Below are 21,515 nucleotides of genomic sequence, written 5' to 3'. Positions count from 1 at the left end.
CCTGCCTGGATGATATTTTTGCCACGCTGTATCTAGTGGCCCCGCCCCCTGTACAATGGCCGTTTTTTTAGCCCGCTCGGTGTACCTATGTCTGATACCAAACCGTCCGAATTGAAAAACGATCGCTTTCTCCGCGCTCTGCTGCGCCAGCCCGTGGATCGAACACCAGTGTGGATGATGCGCCAGGCGGGTCGCTACCTACCCGAGTACCGCGCCAGCCGCGCCGAGGCTGGGAGCTTTATGGATCTATGCCGTAATACCGAATTGGCGTGCGAGGTCACTCTGCAGCCGTTGGAACGCTACCCACTCGATGCAGCGATTTTATTCTCCGATATCCTCACCATCCCAGATGCTATGGGCCTTGGGCTCTATTTTGCCGAGGGCGAGGGCCCCAAATTCCATAAGCCGCTGCGCACTGCCGATGATATTGAGGCATTGGAAGTGGTGAATAGCGAACGGGATCTGGACTATGTGATGAACGCTGTGTCCACCATTCGCCGCGAGCTAAATGGTCGTGTGCCGTTGATCGGTTTTTCCGGCAGCCCCTGGACCCTGGCCACCTATATGATTGAGGGCGGCTCCAGTAAGGACTTTGCCCGCAGCAAGGAAATGCTCTACAACCGCCCCGAGCTGATGCACCAGCTGCTGACCGTACTCGCCGATTCGGTGATCGACTACCTGAATGCACAGATTCGCGCCGGTGCCCAGGCGGTACAAATTTTTGATACCTGGGGCGGCGCCTTGAGTCACAGCGCCTACCGCGAGTTCTCCCTGCAATATATGCAGCGTATTCTCAGCGGTCTGATCAAAGAAGCCGATGGCCGCCGGGTGCCCGCTATTTTGTTCACCAAAGGGGGGGGGCAGTGGTTGGAAGCGATGGCGGATACCGGTGCTGATGCTCTCGGGCTTGATTGGACCACTGATATCGGCAGTGCCCGTGCCCGTGTTGGGGATCGCGTTGCCCTGCAGGGTAATCTGGATCCTTCCGTACTCTACGCCAGTCCAGAGCGCATCCGCCAAGAAGTGGAAGCTGTGCTGCAGTCCTACGGCCAGGGTAGTGGCCATGTTTTCAACCTTGGCCACGGTATTACTCCGAAAGTAGATCCGGCCCATGCCGGCGCCATGATCGAGGCAGTGGTAGAGCTTTCCGCAAAATATCACGTCTAACTGTGGCAACTAGTGTCTGAGTCTGTGAATACAGTCTCACTTTGTATAGGTGCTCGCCAATATCTGTCCGTGATATAAATGTGCGCTTGCCCGAGGGGGCCCGGATTTAGAAACGGGGCCCTTGCTGAGGGCGGTCTCCAAGCATTTACTACAGTGGTCGGTACCTCCCCAAGTGGCACTCGAACAGGCAAAAATTCCCGTCGGTGATCTCCAGCGCGGCATGTTTGTGTCCAGGCTAGACAAACCCTGGACACAGACTCCATTCGCCCTGCAGGGCTTTTATATCCGCGATTTGGAGGAGATTCGCCAACTACAGAAGTACTGCCGATTTGTTTATGTCGATGTGCACAAGACCGTAGGCAGTGCCGGTGTTACCTTGCGCCGTTTGATCGGCGCTAGTGGTGCAAGTGCTAAAGGGCATGGCCGAGCCGCCGTGCGCGTCACCATTCCCTGCCGCCCCGTTGCGGTCTCTCACAAGACTTACCCCCCCCCTCAGCCCGCCCAGCGCGAGGCAGGCAATGCGCGCAAGTTGCACGGCCAGATATTGCGCGGCATGGGTGAAGTTATGGGGTTGGTAGCGAGCAATCGACCACTGCCGGTGCCACAGATGAACCGGGTGGTAGAGGATCTGGTTGAGAGTGTGCTGCGCAGCCCGGATGCTTTCGCCTGGTTGGCGCGAGTGCGAGACAGGGATGAACATACTTACAGTCACTCGGTACGCGCCAGTATTTGGGCGGTGCTGTTTGGCCGGCATATCGGCTTGGCGCGACATGAGTTGGTGCAGCTGGGGGTGGCCACCCTGTTAAAGGATGTGGGTAAGTTATCGATTCCCGCAGAAGTGCTGCAGATGCCCAAGCGCGACCCGCGCAGCGAGCTGGAGTATCGTAAATTTGTGCAACACAGCGTGCAGATGCTATCGGCAGACGCCCAGGTCGACCCCCAGGTGATTGATATTGTGCGCGGTCATCGCGAGCGCCACGACGGCGGTGGTTATCCCGGCGGTTTGCGCGGTGACAAGATTCCCGTATTGGCGCGCATGTGCGGCATCGTTACTTTTTATGATGAAGCCACGAACCCCCGTGGCGCCAGCCAACCCATAGCGCCCTCAAAGGCCGTGGCCGAACTCTATGATCTGCGTGGCATCGCCTACCAAGAACAGCTGGTCGTTGAATTTATTCAGGCGATAGGACTTTACCCCACCGGTACCCAGGTAGAGCTCTCCAGTGGCGAAGTGGGTGTAGTGGTGGAGCAGACCTATGACCGGCGTTTGCGCCCCAAGGTGATGATTGTGCTGGATGCACACAAGCGCCAGCTGAGTAAACCGCGCCTGTTTGACCTGGCGGCTGCCGAGGATCGTGCAGAAAAGCTGATTGAGCGTGGCAAGATGCGCCCGGAGGAAAAGGTCAGCATAGTGCGGGATATAGAGCCAGGGGCTTATCCGGAGGTGAATACCTCGGCGGTGCGGGACGATTACCTTTTCAATAGTGGTGGGCAGCTGTCCCGCTTTTTCTCGCGTCTGGCGAGATAGTTTATTTTCGGGGGAAGCCTTGAGAGCGGCGTAACTTACCGCTCTCCCGAAGAGTCAGCCGGCGTCAGCTATCATGCTGCCGAAATACTCACCCATACGCACAGGGGTTTCCGCCTCAAGGCTGTCCAGCCAGCGCACTTGATCCGCCCCAAACAACATGATGACTGTGGAGCCCAATTTAAAGCGCCCCATCTCCTCGCCTTTTCGCAGGTGAATCGGTGCATTCTCAAGATAGTTGGTGGTGCGCACATCGCGAGTATGGGGCGCTACCTGGCCGGCCCAAACAGTCTCGATTCCGGCAACGATCATGGCACCAACCAAAATCATGGCCATGGGTCCGGCTTCAGTATCGAATACACACACCAGGCGCTCGTTGCGGGCGAACAGGCGCGGTACGTTTTCGGCGGTTACGGTGTTGACCGAGAACAGTTGGCCCGGCACATAAGTCATGCTGCGCAGGGTGCCGTCGATAGGCATATGTACCCGGTGGTAATCCTTGGGTGACAGGTACACGGTGGCGAAGTGGCCATCGTCAAACTGGGCCGCCAATTCCGGATCACCACCCACCAATTCCAGCAAGCTGTAGTCGTGCCCCTTGGCCTGGAACACACGGCCATTGTGGATAGCACCGAGCTGACTGATGGCGCCATCTGCGGGACAGGCCAGGCTACCCTCGCTACTGACAATCGGGCGTGCGCCCTCTTTGAGTTCACGGGTAAAAAAGTCGTTGAAAGTACGATAGGCGGTGCAATCGGTCTCTTTGGCCTCCTGCATATCGACACCGTACTTTTCGACAAACCAGCGGGTGAAAGGGTCTTTGATCGACTTGATTTCGGTGTTCGCCAGCCAGCCCGCAGCGCGGGAAAGAGCGTGTTGCGGAGTCAGGTATTGCAGGGTGGTAAAGAGTTTTGGATTCATACGGGTACAACGTTTTCCGGTAATACTTACTGTTCGACGGGCGTATTGGGCAGGTTGCCCCACTCACTCCAGGAGCCTGGGTAGGCGCGAATATCAAAACCCAGGGACTTACCCACCAACCAGGTAAAACCAGAGCGGTGATGACTTTGGCAGTGGGTGACGATTTTATGTGCTTCATTGATGCCGAGCTTGGCGAGTAGCTCACGCGCATCGGTGCGGATACGCAGGTCGCGCTGAGGGTCCATCAGCTGGGTCCATTCGCAGTTGATTGCGCCGGGAATATGACCGCCCTTGGTAGCCAAGACCCTTTCTCCACTGTACTCCTGGGGGGAACGGGCATCCCAAACGAGGAAGTCGGGGTTGCCAAGATGCTCCTGGATCTCTCGGGCACTCATGGCAGCATCGGTATCGATCGAGACTTCGATATCGCTTGGGGTAACCTGTGGTTCTTCAGTGGTCAGTGGTAACCCGGCACCGCGCCAAGCGTGCATACCACCGTTTAAGTAGCTGTAATTGCGGTGGCCAATACTCTCCAGGGTCCACAGGAGGCGTCCGGCCCAGCCGCCGCCTTCATCATCACAGGCCACTACATGGGTTTCCGGGCGCAGGCCAATAGCGCGAAAAACTCGGGTCAGCTGCTCGGAGCTGGGGAGTTTACCCGGCGCAGGGGCAGTACCCGCCATCAGTGCTTGAAATGGTAGGTGCAGGGCGCCGGGGATGTGTCCGTTCAAGTAATTTTGCAGGGAGCTGAGGTCGACAACCAATAGCTCTTCATGCTCCAGCTCGGCGGCGAGCTCTTCCGCCTCAATAATCAGGTTCAAAATTTATTCTCCGATTCCAGGCTGTTGCGCAGGTGTAAAAAACTGTTCATACGGCGCTCACTGATGTCGCCGTTGGCCAGTGCCTCGTGAATGGCACAGCCGGGTTCGCCCTGATGGTTGCAGTCGCGAAAGCGGCAGTGGCCGATAAAGGGGCGGAATTCCACAAACCCTTCCAGTAGCGCGGCCTCCTCCATATGCCAGAGACCAAACTCGCGGATGCCGGGAGAGTCTATCAGATCGCCTCCGCTGGGCAGGTGAAACAGTTCCGCTGCGGTGGTGGTGTGGGTGCCCTTCAGGGTTGCCTCGGACAGGGCGCCGGTACGGGCGCCGGCACTCGGTAGCAGGGCGTTGACCAGTGAAGATTTGCCCACGCCGGACTGCCCGACAAAGACGCTGCTGCCCTTGGCCAGGGTCTCGAGTAGGTGTGGCAGGCCCTCGCCGGTTTTAGTGGAAAGGCGCAGTACTGGGTAGCCGAGGTCGGGGTAGGGGGCCAGTAGGGTATCCAGTGCCTGGCGGTTGCCATCGTCGATCAGGTCGATCTTGTTCAGCAGCAGGATTGGCGCTATACCGGTGGTCTCTGCGGCGACCAGGTAGCGGTCGATGGCATTAGCGAAGGGCTCCGGGTAGGGGGCTATAACAATCACAATGCGATCGATATTGGCTGCTACGGTTTTCAGGTCGCCGTAGCGATCAGGGCGCTGCAGCTCTGTGTTGCGCGGCAACCGCGCACCCACAACTCCATAGCCGCCATCACTATCACTAGTGGCGGGACGCCAGGCGACGCGATCGCCGGTTACCAGGGTATCGATATTGGCACGCATGTGGCAGCGCTGGCGCAGGGAAGCATCGCTCTCACTTTCCACCAAAATTTGGGTGCCATAGTTGGCGATGACAAGACCGGTCTGTTCCTGGCCCAGTTGACCGTCGTCCAGAGCTTGTTCTGCGGACTCTTCGCGCTTGCGCGCGCGGGCCTCGCGCTCCTGCTGGATCTTGGCGACGCGCCACTGTTGGCGGCGGTTTAATTTGCGTTTACTCATGCACTGGCACCTGGAGATTAGCGGCGGATTATAGCCATTGCCGGGTAGTTGCGGTAACTTGCGCGGAAAGTTTGAGGAGACCCGCTGTGGATCAGAACAACCTGATCTGGATAGATCTGGAGATGACCGGCCTCGATCCGGAAAAAGAGCGCATTATCGAAATCGCCACCATTGTGACCGATTCGCGGCTGAATGTGCTCGCCGAAGGCCCGGCGATGGTGATTCACCAGAGCAAAGCCCTGCTGGATGCCATGGATGACTGGAATACCGAGCAACACGGCGGTTCTGGTTTGGTGGCAAAGGTAAAGGAGTCGAATATATCCGAGCGGGAAGCGGAGCGAGAGACCCTGGAGTTCCTGCGCCACTGGGTGCCGGAGGGTGCCTCGCCCATGTGTGGTAACTCTATCGGCCAGGACCGTCGCTTCTTGGTCAAATATATGCCGCAGCTGGAATCTTACTTCCACTACCGCAATCTGGATGTGAGTTCGGTGAAAGAGCTGGCCAGGCGCTGGCGTCCGGATGTGTTGGATGGGGTGAAAAAACACAGCAGCCATTTGGCTCTAGACGACATTCGCGATTCCATCGAAGAGTTGCGTCACTACCGCGAGACCTTCTTTCGCCTCAGTTAAGCTTCCGACTTAGCGGAGCACTCGGCCGATTAGAGCCTCTTTTCTGCTGTCCCGACTCTTTTCTGCGTCTCGATAAGGGGCTCAGGTTACGCGTTTGATCTTGCGTTTGCGTTTGCGTCCACTGCGTAGCCGCGCCAGGGCCCAATCGATATGCTCCAGCACCAGAGGCGTGGCCGTTTGCCGCGATTGTTCCAGGCTTTCGAATACCTCCTCGCTGGCCGCGCCATTGCCGAGCGCCACCGCCAGGTTGCGCTGCCAGCGCTCATAGCCGATACGGCGGATTGGCGAGCCCTCGGTCTTGCGCAAAAACTCCTCCTCGCTCCAGTTGAACAGCGCCAGCAGCTCGCCGTTGTCGAGGCCGTGGCGCGGGTGGAAATCCTGCTCTGCGGTGGGTTTGGCGAACTTGTTCCAGGGGCAGATTGTCTGGCAATCGTCGCAGCCGAAAACCCGGTTGCCGATTGGCTCGCGGAATTTCTCCGGAATCGGCCCCTTGTTTTCGATGGTTAGGTAAGAGATGCAGCGCCCGGCATCTAAGGTGCGCGGGCCGATAAAGGCATCGGTTGGGCAGACTTTAAGGCAGGCCACGCAATCGCCGCACTCGTCGGCAAAATCTCCCTCATCGACAGGCAAGGGCAGATTGGTATAGATCTCGCCGAGGAAGAAAAAAGAGCCAGCTTTGGAATTGATCAGCAGGCAGTTCTTGCCGACCCAGCCGAGGCCGGCCTTGCGCGCCAGAGCGCGTTCCATTACCGGTGCGCTGTCGGTAAAGGCGCGACCCTTGGAATCGATACCCTGTTCGGCACAGAAGGCATCGATCTTCTTGGCCAGGCTGGCCAGGCGCTTGCGAATCAGCTTGTGGTAGTCGCGACCATTGGCGTAACGGGAGACATAGGCCTTACTGGAATCCTTGAGCACTTTGATCGGCTGGGTATCCGGTGGCAGGTAGTCCAGGCGCACACTGATGGCGCGCACGGTTCCCTCTTCCAGTAGTGCCGGGCGCCAGCGCTTTTCCCCGTGGGCGCCCATCCACTCCATATCCGCGTGGTAGCCCTTATCGATCCAAGCGCGCAGGCGCTCACCGTCCTCCTCCAGCTGGCAGTCGGTGATACCAACTTGCTGGAAGCCCAGCTCCCGTCCCCAGAGTTTGATAAGGTCGGCTAATTCGGCGAGCAGTGATTCGGTCATAGATAAAGCGGCTCGATATCCCATGCAAGCACAATGACTGGCCGGGGCGGTATACTTTGCTGTCAGTGCAAGTGCCAGCGATACAATTGCCCATTTTGCCACAGATGACATCTTCACCACATTGCGGGAGCCGCATGGATACGCCACAACCTTTGTACAGTGCCGAATCGGTACGGGAACTCGACCGACAAACAATCGCCGCGCTGGAAATTCCTTCGATACAGCTGATGAAGCGCGCGGCCCGCGCAGCTTTCACCCATTTGCGCGCCCGCTGGACGGATATCGGCCGCATCCAGGTATTTTGTGGCGGTGGCAACAACGGCGGTGATGGCTATGTGATTGCGGCTCTGGCCGCGCAGAAGAAGATACCGGTGACGGTGTTTGCCTGTAGCGACCCCGAACTCTTGAAGGGCGATGCCCGCGAGGCCCATGCCTACGCCGTTCGCGAAGGCGTTCAGGTGCTGACCTCCCTGACCGAGCTGGACAGTGCCGATGGTAACACCCTGATCGTGGATGCACTGCTGGGGACAGGGTTTAGCGGTGAGTTGCGTCAGGATGTTGCTCATGTCATTGAGCGAATTCGCAAGAGTCCCGGTCCGGTTTTTTCTGTGGATATTCCTTCGGGCCTGAGTGCCGATAGTGGCAGCGCTGATCTGGCCGTTCAGGCCGATATGACCGTGACCTTTATCGGTCGCAAGCTGGGCCTCTACTGTGGGCGTGGCCCGGCGCTTTGTGGCGAGGTGATCTTTGCCGATCTCGGCGCCCCCGCACCGGTTTATCAAGCAGTAGAGCCCCTGGCGCAACGGTTTGAGGGCTCCAGCCTGAGGCGCCTGCCCACGCGTGCTGCGGACAGCTACAAAAATATGTTTGGCCATATTCTGGTGGTTGGTGGCGACAGCGGTTTCGGTGGCGCAGCGCTGATGGCGGCGCAGTCCTCTGCACGCAGTGGTGCCGGTCTGATCTCCCTGGCAACCCGCCCGGAACACTTAACTGCCGCTTTGACCCGCTGCCCAGAGGTCATGGCCCATCCGGTTATTTCTGGCCAGGAACTTGAGCCACTTTTAGAGGGGCCCGATGTCATCGCAGTGGGCCCGGGTCTTGGCCGCTCTCCCTGGAGCGAACAGCTGCTGGCCCGCGCCGGCCGCGCTCAGGTGCCGCTGGTGGTGGATGCGGATGCACTGAATATCCTCGCCGCCGGGCGGGTACTCGCAGGTGTAAAACGCGATGATTGGGTGCTGACGCCCCATGTCGGCGAGGCGGCGCGCCTGCTCGGCTGCGATACCGCCGAGGTACTGGCAGATCCCCGCGCGGCGGCGGTGGCAGTTCAGCAGAAATTCAGTGGTGTGGTGATACTAAAAGGCGCCGGCACTCTGATTGCCCACGAAGGCGGTGTCGATCTGATCAACAGTGGTAATCCGGGTATGGCCTCGGGAGGCATGGGGGACCTGCTCACCGGAATAGTGGCGGCCTTGATCGGTCAGCACCTGCCTTTGGTAGATGCGGCGCGCCTGGCAGTTTGGCTGCATGGCGAAGCGGGTAACCGCGCCGCGGAGGATGGTCAGCGCGGCTTACTGGCCACAGATTTATTGCCCTGGATTCGACGGTTGGTGGACTGATAGTGAGTGAACTGAAATTGCATTTAGCGGACGAAGAGGCAACGGTGGCAGGCGGCGAAGCGCTGGGCCGCGCCTGCCTGGCCAGTGGTCTCCAGCAGGGGCTCACTCTGTACCTGAATGGCCAATTGGGTGCCGGCAAGACCACCTTTTGTCGCGGCGTGCTTAGAGCCTTTGGGCATCAGGGTGCGGTGAAGAGCCCCACTTACACCCTGGTTGAGCCCTACGAACTTGGACCCCAGCGGGTATATCACTTCGACCTCTATCGCCTGGGAGATGCCGAAGAGTTGGAGTTTATGGGGGTGCGGGACTACTTCGCCACGCATAGCCTGAGCCTGGTGGAATGGCCGGAACGTGGCGCTGGCGTTTTACCTGAACCGGACTTGGAGTTGACTCTGCAAGTACCGGACAGCGGCCGCCAGCTGCTGTTGAATACCCATTCCAAACAGGGAGAAGCGGTACTCGATACTCTGGCAAAGATGCTAAATAAATAGCAATTGGCCTGGATTCAGGGATGTGTAAAAACAATAAGTGAAAGGGTTGGGAAGTAATGAGTAGGATGTGGCGCTCGCTGGTGGCCCTGGTAACTGGGCTGGTAATTGCACTGCCGCTGATGGCGGCTGAAGTGGAGGGCGTGCGCCTGTGGCGGGCGCCGGACCACACGCGCCTGGTCTTCGACTTGAGCGGCCCGGCGGAGCACAAGTTGTTCACCTTGAGCGGGCCTCACCGTGTTGTGGTGGATATTGCCGATACCCAATTGAAGGCGCAGTTAGATACTCTGGACCTGAAGGGTACTCCCATCGCCCAAGTACGCCACGCCCGCCACAACAAGAAAGACCTGCGCGTTGTCCTCGATCTGAAGCAGCAGATCAATCCGCGCAGTTTTTCCCTGCGCCGTCATGAATTACTGCCGGATCGCCTGGTGCTTGATCTTTACGACAAAGTGGAAAATCAAGAGAAGACCCTGCAGCAGGTAAGCACTGAACGCGACATCGTTATTGCCGTGAATGCTGGTCACGGCGGTGAGGATCCGGGTGCACTGGGTCCCAGAGGTCTGCGCGAGAAGGATGTGGTGCTGGCTATTGCGCGAAAATTACACAAAGAACTCGATCGTGAGCGGGGTTTCAGCGCAAAATTGGTCAGAACCGGCGATTACTTTATTCCCCTGCGTCAGAGGGTGAAGAAGGGGCGCAAAATGCGCGCGGATCTGTACATTTCGATTCACGCCGATGCCTTCACCCGCAAGGAGGCCCGTGGTGCCGGTGTCTATGCAGTTTCCTCGCGTGGCGCTACCAGTGAGACTGCACGTTTCCTGGCCCAGCGGGAAAATGAATCCGATCTGATAGGCGGTGCCGGTGACTTGAGCCTGGATGACAAGGATGACACCCTGGCCGGGGTATTACTGGATTTGTCGATGACCGCCACCATGAATGCCAGCCTGGATATTGGCGCCAGTGTACTGAATTCACTGGCCAGCTTTACACACTTGCACAAAAAGAAAGTGGAACAGGCGAATTTTTCGGAGTTGCGCAACCCGGATGTACCCTCAATTTTGGTGGAAACGGGCTTTATCACTAACCCCTACGAGTCACGGCGATTGAGTGATCCCAAGTTTCAGCAGCGTATGGCAGAAAAGCTCAGTGAGGGTATAGTGGCTTACTTCCGCGCTAACCCTCCGGCGGGTACCTGGTTGGCAACCAATAAGCCTGCCAAATCGCGTCGCCATGTGATTAGCCGCGGCGAGACACTGTCCGGAATTGCCGCGCGTTACCGGATTTCCGTGGCCTCCCTGAAGAAAGCCAACGGTATTAAAAGCTCAGTGATCCGCGTGGGGCAGACTCTGAGTATCCCCTCGGGTTAGCCGCAAAGTTACCGCCTTATTGGCCCTTCAAATTAGCGTTAACAAGACAGAGTTATGCACGAACGTATCCAGCAATTATCTCCGCGTCTCGCCAACCAGATCGCTGCCGGTGAGGTGGTCGAACGCCCCGCCTCTGTAATCAAGGAGCTGCTGGAAAACAGTTTGGATGCCGGCGCCACGCGGCTGGAAGTGGATATCGATAATGGCGGTATCAAGCGCATGAAAGTGCGGGATAACGGCAAGGGTATCGAGAAAGAGGATTTACCCATGGCGTTGGCGCGTCATGCCACATCGAAAATCCATGTGCTGGAAGATCTGGAAGCGGTGGCCACCCTGGGATTCCGTGGTGAGGCCCTGGCTAGTATTTCCTCTGTCGCGCGATTGAATCTGATCAGTAGCCGCGATGAGAGCGGCAAGGGCTGGCAAGTGAGTGCCGAGGGCCGTGATATGCAGGCGCAGCTGGCCCCAGCGGCCCACCCCCGCGGCACCACAGTGGATGTGCGTGATCTATTTTTCAACACGCCGGCGAGGCGTAAGTTTCTGCGCACCGAGAAGACTGAATTTAACCGTATCGACGACACCATCAAGCGCCTTGCGCTGTCCCGCTTCGATGTGTCTATCACTCTGCGCCACAACGGCAAGGGCGTGCACAACCTGCGCGCCGGCAGCGGCCGCGTGGAGATGGAGCGCCGTGTGGCGCAGGTATGCGGTCCGGCTTTTATGCAGAACGCCCTGCATATCGATGTGGAGCGCAGTGGTTTGCGCCTATGGGGTTGGGTGGCCGAGCCGGCTTTCTCCCGCTCCCAGGCCGATCTGCAATTCTTCTACGTCAATGGGCGTGCTATCCGCGATAAGGTGGTGAGTCACGCGGTGCGCCGTGCCTTTGCGGATGTGCTCTATCACGGTCGTCATCCGGCGTTTGTACTCTATCTGGAGCTGGACCCGGCATCGGTAGATGTAAATGTACACCCTACCAAGCACGAGGTGCGTTTCCGCGATGGTCGCTTGGTACACGACTTTTTGTTTGGCAGTTTGCATCGGGCTCTGGCGGATGTGCGCCCAGGGCAGAAAGATGAGCAAGCTGAAGAGGCTGATGGGCAAGAGAATGGCGCTGCTGAAAGAGCCAGTGGTATTCAGGCAGGAGAGTTTTCCGGCCAACAAAAAATGCCACTCTCCAATCGCCCCTCACCGGCGAGCTTACAGCAGCAAATGAATGCCTACGGTGCCTTGCATCAACCCTATCGGGAGCCGGCGGCTGTTGCTGAGCCTGCGGTACCTTCTCCAGATGCGCCTCCGGCTGGCGCTCCTGTTGCACCAATGGCTGCGCAGGCACCCACGATTAACGAGAGTGCTAATGGAGAAGATGTTCCGCCGTTGGGTTTTGCCATCGCTCAGCTGCATGGCATATATATCCTCGCGCAGAACGAGCAGGGCATGATCGTGGTGGACATGCATGCCGCCCACGAGCGTATTGTCTATGAACAGATGAAAGTGGCCCATGCTGCGGGCGGTATTCAGGCACAGCCATTGCTGGTACCAGTGAGCCTGGCGGTCAGCCAGCGCGAGGCGGATTGCTTCGAGGAGCGCAGCGAAGTGTTTACGGCTCTCGGTTTCGTGCTACAGCGCGCAGGCCCGGAAACTTTACTGGTCCGGCAGGTGCCGACTATGTTGCACGGTGCTCAGGTGGAGCAACTGGTGCGCGATGTATTATCAGATTTACTTGGGCAGGGTGACAGCGAGCGTATAGGCGAGCAAATCAACGAAGTGCTCGCCACCATGGCCTGTCACGGTTCTGTACGCGCCAACCGCCGCTTGACGATTCCGGAAATGAACGCGCTGCTGCGGGATATGGAACGCACTGAGCGCAGCGGCCAGTGCAATCACGGCCGTCCGACCTGGACCCAGGTTAAACTGGCGGATATGGATAAGTGGTTTATGCGCGGTCAATAATCGCGTTTTGGAAGTAGGTGGTGATTTGAGCGAGCGCACTCTGGACGATAAACCCCGCGCAATTTTTTTGATGGGTCCCACGGCATCGGGCAAGACGGATTTGGCCATGGCTTTGGCCGATCGCCTGCCGGTGGAATTAATTAGTGTGGATTCGGCTCTCGTTTATCGGGGCCTCGACGTGGGCTCGGCCAAGCCCAGCGCGGAGGAGCTGGCCCGCTATCCCCATCGCTTGATCGATATCTGTGATCCCAGCGAGTCTTTTTCTGCCGGCCGATTTCGCAAAGATGCTCTCGAAGCTATGGACGAAATCAGCGCAGCCGGTAAGATCCCTTTACTGGTTGGCGGAACTATGTTGTATTTCCGTGCTCTCCTGGAAGGAATGGCAAAGTTGCCAGAGGCCGATCTGCAGCTGCGCGCCGAGATTGAAGCGCGTGCCGAACGTGAAGGCTGGCCGGCACTGCATGCGGAACTCGCACAAGTCGACCCGCAATTAGCCGCGGAACTGCATCCTAATCACTCGGTACGTATAGAGCGGGGGCTGGAGGTTTATCGGCTTACCGGTGTGCCTCTTTCCCAGTTGCGTCGAGAACAATCTGGTGGCGGGGTACAGGAATGCTACCACTTGACTCAGTTGGCGATAATGCCCCGGGACAGGTCGCTGCTACATCGGCGTATCGGACTGCGCTTTAAGCGGATGCTCGAAGCTGGGTTTGTGCAGGAAGTGCGCGGTTTATTTGATCGCGGCGATCTGCATGAGGATCTACCGGCGATTCGTGCGGTGGGCTATCGTCAAGTGTGGCAGTATCTGGAAGGGCACTGCGATTATGATGAGATGATTGCTGCGGGAATTGCCGCCACCCGCCAGTTGGCCAAGCGACAGCTGACGTGGTTGCGGCGCTGGCCCGAGTTGGAAATTTTGTACACTCAGGACAGCGAGGGTAGGGTGCGTGAGAATGATGAAATATTGGCCGAAGCCTTGAAATTTCTCGCTTGAGCATCCATAACGTGGTTGGGCTATAAAACGACAAGCTCAGTCAGTCAGTTTTCACAGGGTCGGCCTTTTCCGGCTCGCAACTACACTACTTATTACGCGTATTCGACCTCAGTCGTTTTTTGATCCGCGCACTTCGCGGATACGATTGCGGCCTGCATACCGCATTCAGCTTTTTGACAAGGAGAAAAAAGATGTCAAAAGGGCACAGCTTACAAGACCCTTACCTCAACGTATTGCGCAAAGAGCGTATCCCGGTTTCTATCTATCTGGTAAACGGCATCAAGCTCCAAGGGCAAATTGAATCTTTCGACCAGTTTGTGGTGTTGCTGAAAAATACCGTCAGCCAAATGGTTTACAAGCACGCTATTTCCACTGTTGTACCGTCCCGCGCAGTGCGCGTTCCCCTGTTGAACCCAGCCGCACAGCATGGCGGCGAGGGCAATGGTGAAGGCGGTGAGCGCGAATCTTTCAGCTGATTGAGTTGCGCTTAACGAGACTCGCGCCCCGTTACCGGGGCGCAAGCAGCCGAGTGAATCCGGAGTTGGACTTGCGGCTGCCATTTCAATCTAGGGAGCCAGATAGGCGCCCATTTCCTCATATAGAGATTTCCCATTGTTTTTCGATCGACCGGAATCTGGTGAACTGGCAGTACTGGTACACCTTGAACTCTCCGCTATAGACAGCCCCGATGATCCTCGCGAATTTGAGGAGCTGGCCCTCTCTGCCGGAGCCGATCCGGTCAGTTTTATTTTTGGACAACGTGCCACTCCAGACCCTAAAACCTTTGTTGGTCGAGGTAAGCTGGAAGAGATTCGCCAGGAAGTGAAAGAGCAGGGTGCCGAGCTGGTGATCTTTGATCACACCCTCTCACCCAGCCAAGAGCGCAATATTGAGCGTGAACTCAAGTGCCGGGTGCTGGATCGCACCGGCCTGATTCTGGATATCTTCGCCCAACGTGCGCGCACCCATGAAGGTAAGTTGCAGGTGGAGCTGGCGCAATTGCGTCATATGACCACCCGCCTAGTGCGAGGATGGACCCACCTGGAACGGCAGAAAGGCGGTATCGGTTTGCGCGGACCGGGCGAGACCCAGCTGGAAACGGATCGGCGTTTATTGCGCGCGCGTATCGATTCCATTGAGAAGCGCCTGGAAAAAGTTCGCCGTCAGCGAGAGCAGGGCCGGCGTGCGCGCTCCCGTGCCGAAGTGGCTACGGTTTCCCTGGTGGGTTACACGAACGCCGGCAAGTCGACTCTGTTTAACAGGCTCACTGATGCCGACGTGTATGTGCGCGATCAACTGTTTGCAACCTTAGACCCTACTATGCGAAGGGTTGAATTACCCAATGTCGGCGCCATGATCCTTGCTGATACGGTAGGTTTTGTTTCGCACCTGCCACACAAACTGGTGGAGGCGTTCCGCGCGACCCTGGAAGAGGCTGCGCAGGCAACGCTGCTTCTACATGTGGTGGATGCCGCCGCAGAAGATCGTCTGCACCTGATGGAAGAGGTTCAGACCGTACTGGAAGAAATAGGTGCTGCGGATATCCCGCAGCTGCTGGTGTACAACAAAATCGACCTGCTCGCCGACAGTGAGCCCCGCATTGACCGCGATGAAGAGGGGGTACCGCGTGCGGTTTGGCTCTCAGCGGTGACCGGTGCTGGTTGTGACCTGCTGGTGGAGGCGATTGCAGAGCGCCTGGGAGAGCAGATGGTACAGGGGCTGCTGGTGGTAAAACCACAGCAATCCCGCCTGCGCGCACAGCTCTACCAGATCAATGCGGTGCAGAGCGAACACTATCGGGATAATGGTGATTGCGAATTGCAGTTGTTGCTTCCTCGCAGTGATTTCCAGCGTTTACTGGCCCCATTTACAGATGGTGGTGAAGAGCCGGAGTGGCTGCCAAAAGAGGCACTTCCCGATGATAATGAGGCGCAAGAACACTAGCGCCAGCACATTTTCGTGTGGCCGATGCGGCCCCAATTGCGACAAACTTGCCTTCAGCAGAGGTCTGGCGGCAATATTTTGCCGGCGGGGAATGCTAGAATCCGCCGGAGTCAAAGCTTAAATGATCAGAGTTGGAGTAATTTAGATGGCCTGGAATGAACCGGGTGGTAACAACGGCAAAGACCCTTGGGGTGGCGGCGGTGGTAACCGCAATAACGATGGCCCACCGGATCTCGACGAGCTGTTCCGCAAAGTCCAGCAGAAACTCGGCGGATTGTTTGGCGGTAGCCCAAGCACCGGAACGGGTAAGTTCCCATGGATGCTGGTGATTGTTATCGCGGTATTAATTTATGCGGGACTCGGTATTTATCAGGTCAACGCCAACGAACAGGCGGTGGTTTTACGCCTTGGTAAATACCACTCTACCGAATCGGCCGGCCTGCACTGGAATCCACCGTTGATAGACAGTGTAACCAAGGTCAATATGACTGAGGTGCGTACCGAGCGCACCACCGGACAGATGCTGACCGAAGATGCCAATATCGTTGAAGTGGTATTGACCGTGCAATGGCAGGTAAGTGATGCGGAGTCTTTTGTACTGCGTGTACGCGAACCTGTGAAGAGTCTACAGGAGGCCACTGACAGTGCCCTGCGCCACGTAGTGGGCTCTCTCACTCTGAACGGTGTGATTTCGCAAAACCGGACCCAGGTATCCACCGACACCCAACAGCGCCTGCAGGAGTACCTGGATTTGTACCAAACGGGTATCCGCATTGATGTGGTGAACTTGACTGACGCCAAGGCGCCCCGCGAAGTGCAGGATGCCTTTGACGATGTAACCAAGGCTCGCGAGGATGAGGTGCGTCTGCAAAATGAAGCCCAGGCCTACGCCAACCAAGTGATTCCGGTTGCCCGCGGTCAGGCACAGCGAATTATCGAAGAGGCCGAGGGCTACAAGGCACGCGTTGTAGAGAGTGCCCGCGGTGAGGCGGTGCGCTTCGAGAAACTGCTGTCCGAATACGAGCGCGCGCCGGAAGTGACCCGCGAACGCCTATACCTGGATGCGGTGCAGGATGTGATGTCTAACACCTCCAAGGTGATGGTTGATGTCGAGGGTGGCAACAACATGATGTACCTACCGCTGGATAAGCTGACGCAGGAGAGCACATCCCAGGCTGTCCAACGTAAAGATACCTCCCCGATCGTAATCGAAGAGGTCTACCAGCGTATCGTCGAACGCCTGCGCCAGGATGCCGCCAGCAGCCGCCGCAGCCAGACTGTTCGCTAGGAGGTGATGGAATGAACAACAAATCTTTGGGAATTATTGTTGCACTGCTGCTTGTCGTCCTGTTGGTTTCCTCCAGCGCCTTCGTGGTGAAGGAAACGGAAAAGGCCGTGTTGCTGCGCTTTGGTGAGCTGGTGCGCACCTATACCGAGCCGGGTCTCTACTTCAAGATTCCGTTTGCGGAGAAGCTGCGCAAGTTTGATGCTCGTATCCAAACTGTGGATTCAAGCCCGGTGCGTATGCTCAATAGCGAAAACAAGTTCATGATGGTGGACTCGTACGCTAAATACCGTATCTCGGATGTGAGTAAGTTCTACATCGCTACCCGTGGCGATGAGCGCAATGCGGTGCGTCTACTGTCTGAGCGGATCAACGATCAGCTGCGTAACCAGTTCGGTGTGCGTGACCTGCATGAGGTAGTCAGTGGTGAGCGCGATGAGCTGATGGCGGAGATTACCAAAAACCTGAATAAGGTTGCTCAGGGCGACTTGGGTGTGGAGGTGATCGATGTACGCGTCAAGCGCATCGACCTGCCACCAGAAGTCTCCGAGTCCGTGTTCCAGCGTATGCGTGCAGGCCGTGAGCTGGAGGCAAGGGATCACCGAGCCAAAGGGCAGGAGGCCAGTGAGCGGATCAAAGCCAATGCCGATCGCCAAAAGGTGGTGATTGAGTCCGAGGCCTACCGCCAGGCCGAAGAATTGCGTGGTGCTGGGGATGCGGAGGCTGCATCGATTTATGCCGCAGCCTATACCAAGAACCCCGAGTTCTACCGCTTCACGCGCAGCCTGCAGGCTTATAGGGAATCTTTCCGCAGCAAATCCGATATGTTGCTGGTGGATCCGGATAGTGAGTTTTTCCGCTATCTGAAGGACCCTAAAGGGCAATAAACCAACTTGCGGGGCAAATGGCAGCGGATTATCCCTACCCCCCAGCTGTTTGCCCGAGGTCGTGGCTGTCCTTGCGACAGCCCTACCTTCCTGCCGGCAGTTGGTGCTAAAATCACGCAAACCGGGCCTCGCCCGGTTTTTTTGTGGAAGCCGACGCGCCTCATTAACTCTGAAAAGTCCGTTTCACCATGACTCAAGCCGATCGTTGGATGCTGCCGGATGGCATCGCGGAGATTTTGCCCGCGGGAGCTGTTCAAGTTGAAACCCTGCGCCGCCGACTGTTGGACCTCTACCATTGCTGGGGGTACGAGTTGGTGATACCGCCAATGTTGGAATTCACCGAGTCCCTGTTGGTTGGTATGGGGCGTGATCTCGACCTGAGCACCTTCAAGGTCACAGACCAGATTTCCGGCCGCACACTCGGTATTCGCGCCGATATTACCCCGCAGACCGCGCGTATCGATGCGCATAGTTTTCCTCGTGCGGGGGCTAACCGCCTTTGCTACGCGGGCCAGGTCCTGCACACCCGGCCACGTACCGCAATGGGCTCGCGTGCGCCGATCCAGATAGGTGCGGAATTGTTTGGCGTGGACAGCCTCAGCGGAGATATCGAAGTGATCTCCCTGATGCTGGAGAGCCTGCAGGTTGCCGGGGTAGAAGATATTTATTTGGACCTCGGCCACGTAGCGATTTACCGAAGTCTCGCCGAGGCAGCCGGGCTCGGTGACAGTGAGCGTGAAGAACTTTCCGCGCTGCTGCAGAACAAGGCCAGTGCCGATGTTTACAGCTGGGTGTCTGAGAATATTAGTGATTCACAGGTATCGGGCTGGCTGCAAGCTCTCCCCAGTCTTGCCGGCGGGCTCGACTGCCTGGAACGAGCCGCCACTCAGTTGGCGGGAGCGCCGCAGGCTCTGTTGGATGCTTTGTCTGATCTGCAGCAGGTCGCCGAGGCTCTGGGGCAGCGCTACCCGGCGGTGACCCTGTTCTTCGATTTGAGTGAAGTGCGTGGATACGACTATGAAACCGGCTTGGTATTCGCCGCTTACACACCGGGCCACGGGCAGGCACTCGCCAATGGCGGCCGCTACAACGGTATCGGTGCAGTATTTGGCCGGGACCGTCCGGCAACGGGCTTTAGTAGTGATTTAGTGGCTCTCAACACGCTGGGTACCAGCGCGATACCCGCTGAGGGCGCCATACTCGCGCCGGAGGTAAGTGGTCCCCAGGGCGCCGGGCTGTGGCGCGCAATTGATGAGCTGCGCGGGCGGGGAGAGGTGGTCATTGCCACTCTTTCCGATACTGCAGAGAGCGATCTTCATTCGCGCTGTGATCGCGAGCTGGTATTCGAGGGCGACTCCTGGATGGTAAAGCCCCGGGATTGAACAAAGGCGGGCGCAGCGGATGTGCCAATAATGTGCCTATATTGGTGCGGTGAACCCCGCAAGATTCATTGATGTAGGGGCCTCTCGGCCTCCTGCAGAACGAAACCTGAGTTAGAGATTGATACAGATGGGCAAGAATGTAGTAGTGCTGGGTACCCAGTGGGGCGATGAAGGCAAGGGTAAAATTGTCGATTTGCTGACAGAACAGGTCTCCCTGGTGGTGCGCTTTCAGGGCGGACACAACGCCGGCCATACCCTGGTGATCGACGGTGAGAAAACCGTACTACACCTGATCCCCTCCGGTATCCTGCGCCCCAGCGTAACCTGCCTGATCGGCAACGGTGTGGTGCTGTCACCGGAAGCATTACTCAAGGAAATGTCTGAGTTGGAAGAGCGCGGTGTTCCAGTGCGCAAGCGCTTGCGCCTGTCCCCGGCCTGTCCTCTGATTCTGCCGGTGCATGTGGCACTGGATCAGGCCCGTGAAAAGGCGCGCGGTGCCAAAGCAATCGGTACCACCGGTCGCGGTATCGGTCCCGCCTATGAAGACAAAGTTGCCCGCCGCGGTCTGCGCCTCGGTGACCTGTGTAACTGGGAGAACTTCTGCAATCAGCTCAAGGAGCTGATTGACTACCACAATTTTGCCCTGACCGAATACTACAAAGTCGATCCGGTGAGCTACGAGGATACTCTCGAGCAGGCTAAGATCTGGCGTGAGCAACTGGTGCCGATGATCATCGATGTGGCCGACCAGCTGCATAAGGCCCGAGAACAGGGTGAGCACATCCTATTTGAGGGGGCCCAGGGTTCCCTGCTGGATATTGACCACGGTACCTATCCGTTTGTGACCTCTTCCAATACCACTGCTGGCGGCACCGCCACTGGTTCTGGTTTTGGCCCCCTCTACCTGGACTACGTACTGGGTATCACCAAGGCCTACACCACCCGCGTTGGTAGTGGCCCTTTCCCCACCGAACTCGACTGTGAAGTAGGGCGTCACCTGGGTGAGAAGGGACATGAATTTGGTGCCACTACCGGGCGCCAGCGTCGCACCGGCTGGTTCGATGCGGTCGCCGTACGTCATGCTATTCGTATCAACAGTATCTCCGGCTTGTGCCTGACCAAGCTGGATGTGCTCGATGGTCTCGAGGAAGTGAAGATCTGTGTCGGTTACCGCAACAGTGCCGGAGAAGAAGTACCGGTACCTTTCGACGCCGCCGGTTGGGAGGGTGTAGAGCCTGTATACGAAAGTATGCCTGGCTGGACAGAGAATACTTTCGGGGTGCGTCGTGAGGCGGACCTGCCGGCCAATGCCAAGGCTTATATCGCCCGTATCGAAGAGCTGGTGGGTGCGCCGGTAGATATTGTTTCTACAGGTCCCGACCGCAACGAGACGATCGTTCGCGCCTCTTCCGCTCTATGTGAAATGGGAATCCATAACGCGAGCGTATAAGCCTCTAAAGCCTGCTTGTGAATCGACGGTCAAACCCTGGCCTTGCTATTTTTAGTGAGGCCTTTGATCATTAGACCTGATTCAAGTTATCGGTCGAGTGGTTTTGAAGCCACTCGCTACCAGAATTCAATCGGGCCAATTTATGACCTCTTCCGTTTCCGTTGCCAGCCGCTATAGCTTTGCTGAAGAGATTGCCAATAGCGTAACCCACGGTATCGGAGCCGTTCTGGCTATTGCTGGTTTGGGTGTTCTCACTGGTTTCGCCGCACTGCGTGGGGATGCCTGGCATATCGTCAGCTCCAGTGTCTATGCCTCCACCCTGATTCTTTGTTTCCTCGCCTCGACTCTTTATCACGCCGTCAGCCATATAGGCGCCAAGGCGATATTGCGAACTCTGGATCACTCCTCAATTTTTCTGCTAATTGCCGGCACCTATACGCCATTTACTCTAGTGACCCTACGCGGGCCCTGGGGCTGGTGGTTGTTTGGCATTATCTGGGGCTTGGCACTGCTGGGCCTGATTATCCAGTTCACTCCCTTGAAAAAGATCCGTGCACTGTCGATTACGCTCAGCGCCTTGATGGGCTGGGTGGTTATCGCTGCAATCAAGCCCCTGGCGAATAGTCTTGAGACCGGTGGTCTATGGCTGTTGGTGCTAGGGGGGCTGTGTTATACCGGCGGTATTGCCTTTTATTTGTGGCGCAGCCTGCGTTTTCACCACGCTATTTGGCACCTATTTGTGCTGGCTGGCGGTATTTTGCATTTCTTCGCCGTACTCTTTTACGTCATTCCCTGATTTTGTGGCCCTGGTCACAGGGCCTCGCCATCACCAGAACTTCCTTTCGACTCCACTGCCCCCATTAA

The 21,515-nt window shown here is 57.4% G+C and carries 19 protein-coding genes; 15 read left to right on the top strand and 4 right to left on the bottom strand.

The features are described 5' to 3' along the window. Positions 1–87 precede the first annotated feature (87 nt). On the top strand, positions 88–1,167 hold the full coding sequence (gene hemE / locus ACJJIC_RS01715) for a uroporphyrinogen decarboxylase (protein WP_445357842.1): 1,080 nt from the start codon (positions 88–90) through the stop codon (positions 1,165–1,167). A 172-nt stretch (positions 1,168–1,339) separates the two neighbouring features. Then, complete coding sequence (locus ACJJIC_RS01710) at positions 1,340–2,695, top strand: cyclic di-GMP phosphodiesterase (protein WP_444908513.1); 1,356 nt, start codon at positions 1,340–1,342, stop codon at positions 2,693–2,695. Between the two features lie 54 nt (positions 2,696–2,749). On the opposite strand, the gene asd is transcribed toward ACJJIC_RS01710, so the two are convergent. From asd to rsgA, 3 genes are read right to left on the bottom strand one after another with little or no spacing between them, the layout of a single operon-like run. Then, positions 2,750–3,613 carry an archaetidylserine decarboxylase gene (gene asd, locus ACJJIC_RS01705; RefSeq protein ID WP_444923666.1) on the bottom strand — a complete coding sequence of 288 codons (864 nt, stop codon included), beginning with the start codon at positions 3,611–3,613 and terminating at the stop codon, positions 2,750–2,752. 26 nt (positions 3,614–3,639) lie between these two features. Next, on the bottom strand, positions 3,640–4,434 hold the full coding sequence (locus ACJJIC_RS01700; protein WP_444908515.1) for a sulfurtransferase: 795 nt from the start codon (positions 4,432–4,434) through the stop codon (positions 3,640–3,642). Further along, positions 4,431–5,471 (bottom strand): small ribosomal subunit biogenesis GTPase RsgA, encoded by a 1,041-nt coding sequence (rsgA, locus tag ACJJIC_RS01695; RefSeq protein WP_444908516.1) that lies wholly within the window; start codon positions 5,469–5,471, stop codon positions 4,431–4,433. Before rsgA ends, ACJJIC_RS01700 begins: the two co-directional genes overlap by 4 nt. Positions 5,472–5,557: 86 nt before the next feature. Between rsgA and orn the strand changes: the two genes are divergently transcribed. Then, on the top strand, positions 5,558–6,100 hold the full coding sequence (gene orn, locus ACJJIC_RS01690) for an oligoribonuclease (protein WP_444883459.1): 543 nt from the start codon (positions 5,558–5,560) through the stop codon (positions 6,098–6,100). 81 nt (positions 6,101–6,181) lie between these two features. Here orn and queG read toward each other — a convergent pair whose 3' ends face one another. Continuing rightward, the gene (gene queG / locus ACJJIC_RS01685) at positions 6,182–7,285 is read right to left on the bottom strand and encodes a tRNA epoxyqueuosine(34) reductase QueG (protein WP_445357841.1); all 1,104 of its coding nucleotides are present in this window, start codon (positions 7,283–7,285) and stop codon (positions 6,182–6,184) included. Positions 7,286–7,419: 134 nt separating this feature from the next. On the opposite strand from queG, the gene ACJJIC_RS01680 reads away from it, so the two are divergent. The 12 genes from ACJJIC_RS01680 (at position 7,420) to trhA (ending at position 21,447) form a co-directional block, all read left to right on the top strand. Further along, entirely contained in the window at positions 7,420–8,901 is a 1,482-nt protein-coding gene (locus tag ACJJIC_RS01680) for an NAD(P)H-hydrate dehydratase (RefSeq protein ID WP_445357840.1), read from the top strand. 2 nt (positions 8,902–8,903) lie between these two features. Further along, positions 8,904–9,392 (top strand): tRNA (adenosine(37)-N6)-threonylcarbamoyltransferase complex ATPase subunit type 1 TsaE, encoded by a 489-nt coding sequence (gene tsaE / locus ACJJIC_RS01675; protein ID WP_444887795.1) that lies wholly within the window; start codon positions 8,904–8,906, stop codon positions 9,390–9,392. Between the two features lie 56 nt (positions 9,393–9,448). After that, positions 9,449–10,759, top strand: a complete 1,311-nt coding sequence (locus tag ACJJIC_RS01670) for an N-acetylmuramoyl-L-alanine amidase (RefSeq protein ID WP_445357839.1) — start codon at positions 9,449–9,451, stop codon at positions 10,757–10,759. Positions 10,760–10,813: 54 nt separating this feature from the next. After that, entirely contained in the window at positions 10,814–12,709 is a 1,896-nt protein-coding gene (gene mutL, locus ACJJIC_RS01665) for a DNA mismatch repair endonuclease MutL (protein ID WP_445357838.1), read from the top strand. 70 nt (positions 12,710–12,779) lie between these two features. After that, positions 12,780–13,703, top strand: coding sequence for a tRNA (adenosine(37)-N6)-dimethylallyltransferase MiaA (gene miaA / locus ACJJIC_RS01660; RefSeq protein WP_445357871.1), 924 nt, complete (start codon positions 12,780–12,782; stop codon positions 13,701–13,703). A 191-nt stretch (positions 13,704–13,894) separates the two neighbouring features. Continuing rightward, positions 13,895–14,179: an RNA chaperone Hfq gene (hfq, locus tag ACJJIC_RS01655; protein WP_020413623.1), complete on the top strand. Its 285-nt coding sequence runs from the start codon at positions 13,895–13,897 to the stop codon at positions 14,177–14,179. A 136-nt stretch (positions 14,180–14,315) separates the two neighbouring features. Next, positions 14,316–15,647: a ribosome rescue GTPase HflX gene (gene hflX / locus ACJJIC_RS01650; RefSeq protein WP_252084206.1), complete on the top strand. Its 1,332-nt coding sequence runs from the start codon at positions 14,316–14,318 to the stop codon at positions 15,645–15,647. A 145-nt stretch (positions 15,648–15,792) separates the two neighbouring features. Next, a complete protein-coding gene (hflK, locus tag ACJJIC_RS01645; protein ID WP_252084207.1) occupies positions 15,793–16,935 on the top strand; it encodes an FtsH protease activity modulator HflK in 1,143 nt (380 codons plus the stop codon). An 11-nt stretch (positions 16,936–16,946) separates the two neighbouring features. Next, on the top strand, positions 16,947–17,819 hold the full coding sequence (gene hflC / locus ACJJIC_RS01640) for a protease modulator HflC (RefSeq protein ID WP_252084208.1): 873 nt from the start codon (positions 16,947–16,949) through the stop codon (positions 17,817–17,819). A gap of 188 nt (positions 17,820–18,007) precedes the next feature. Then, positions 18,008–19,201, top strand: coding sequence for an ATP phosphoribosyltransferase regulatory subunit (locus ACJJIC_RS01635; RefSeq protein WP_445357837.1), 1,194 nt, complete (start codon positions 18,008–18,010; stop codon positions 19,199–19,201). Between the two features lie 127 nt (positions 19,202–19,328). Next, a complete protein-coding gene (locus tag ACJJIC_RS01630; protein WP_252084210.1) occupies positions 19,329–20,651 on the top strand; it encodes an adenylosuccinate synthase in 1,323 nt (440 codons plus the stop codon). Positions 20,652–20,793: 142 nt separating this feature from the next. Beyond that, positions 20,794–21,447, top strand: a complete 654-nt coding sequence (gene trhA / locus ACJJIC_RS01625) for a PAQR family membrane homeostasis protein TrhA (RefSeq protein ID WP_252084211.1) — start codon at positions 20,794–20,796, stop codon at positions 21,445–21,447. Positions 21,448–21,515 lie beyond the last annotated feature (68 nt).

Source organism: Microbulbifer mixtoriginis (SeqCode) (assembly GCF_052468275.1).
This window is presented reverse-complemented; position numbering and strand designations above follow the sequence as displayed.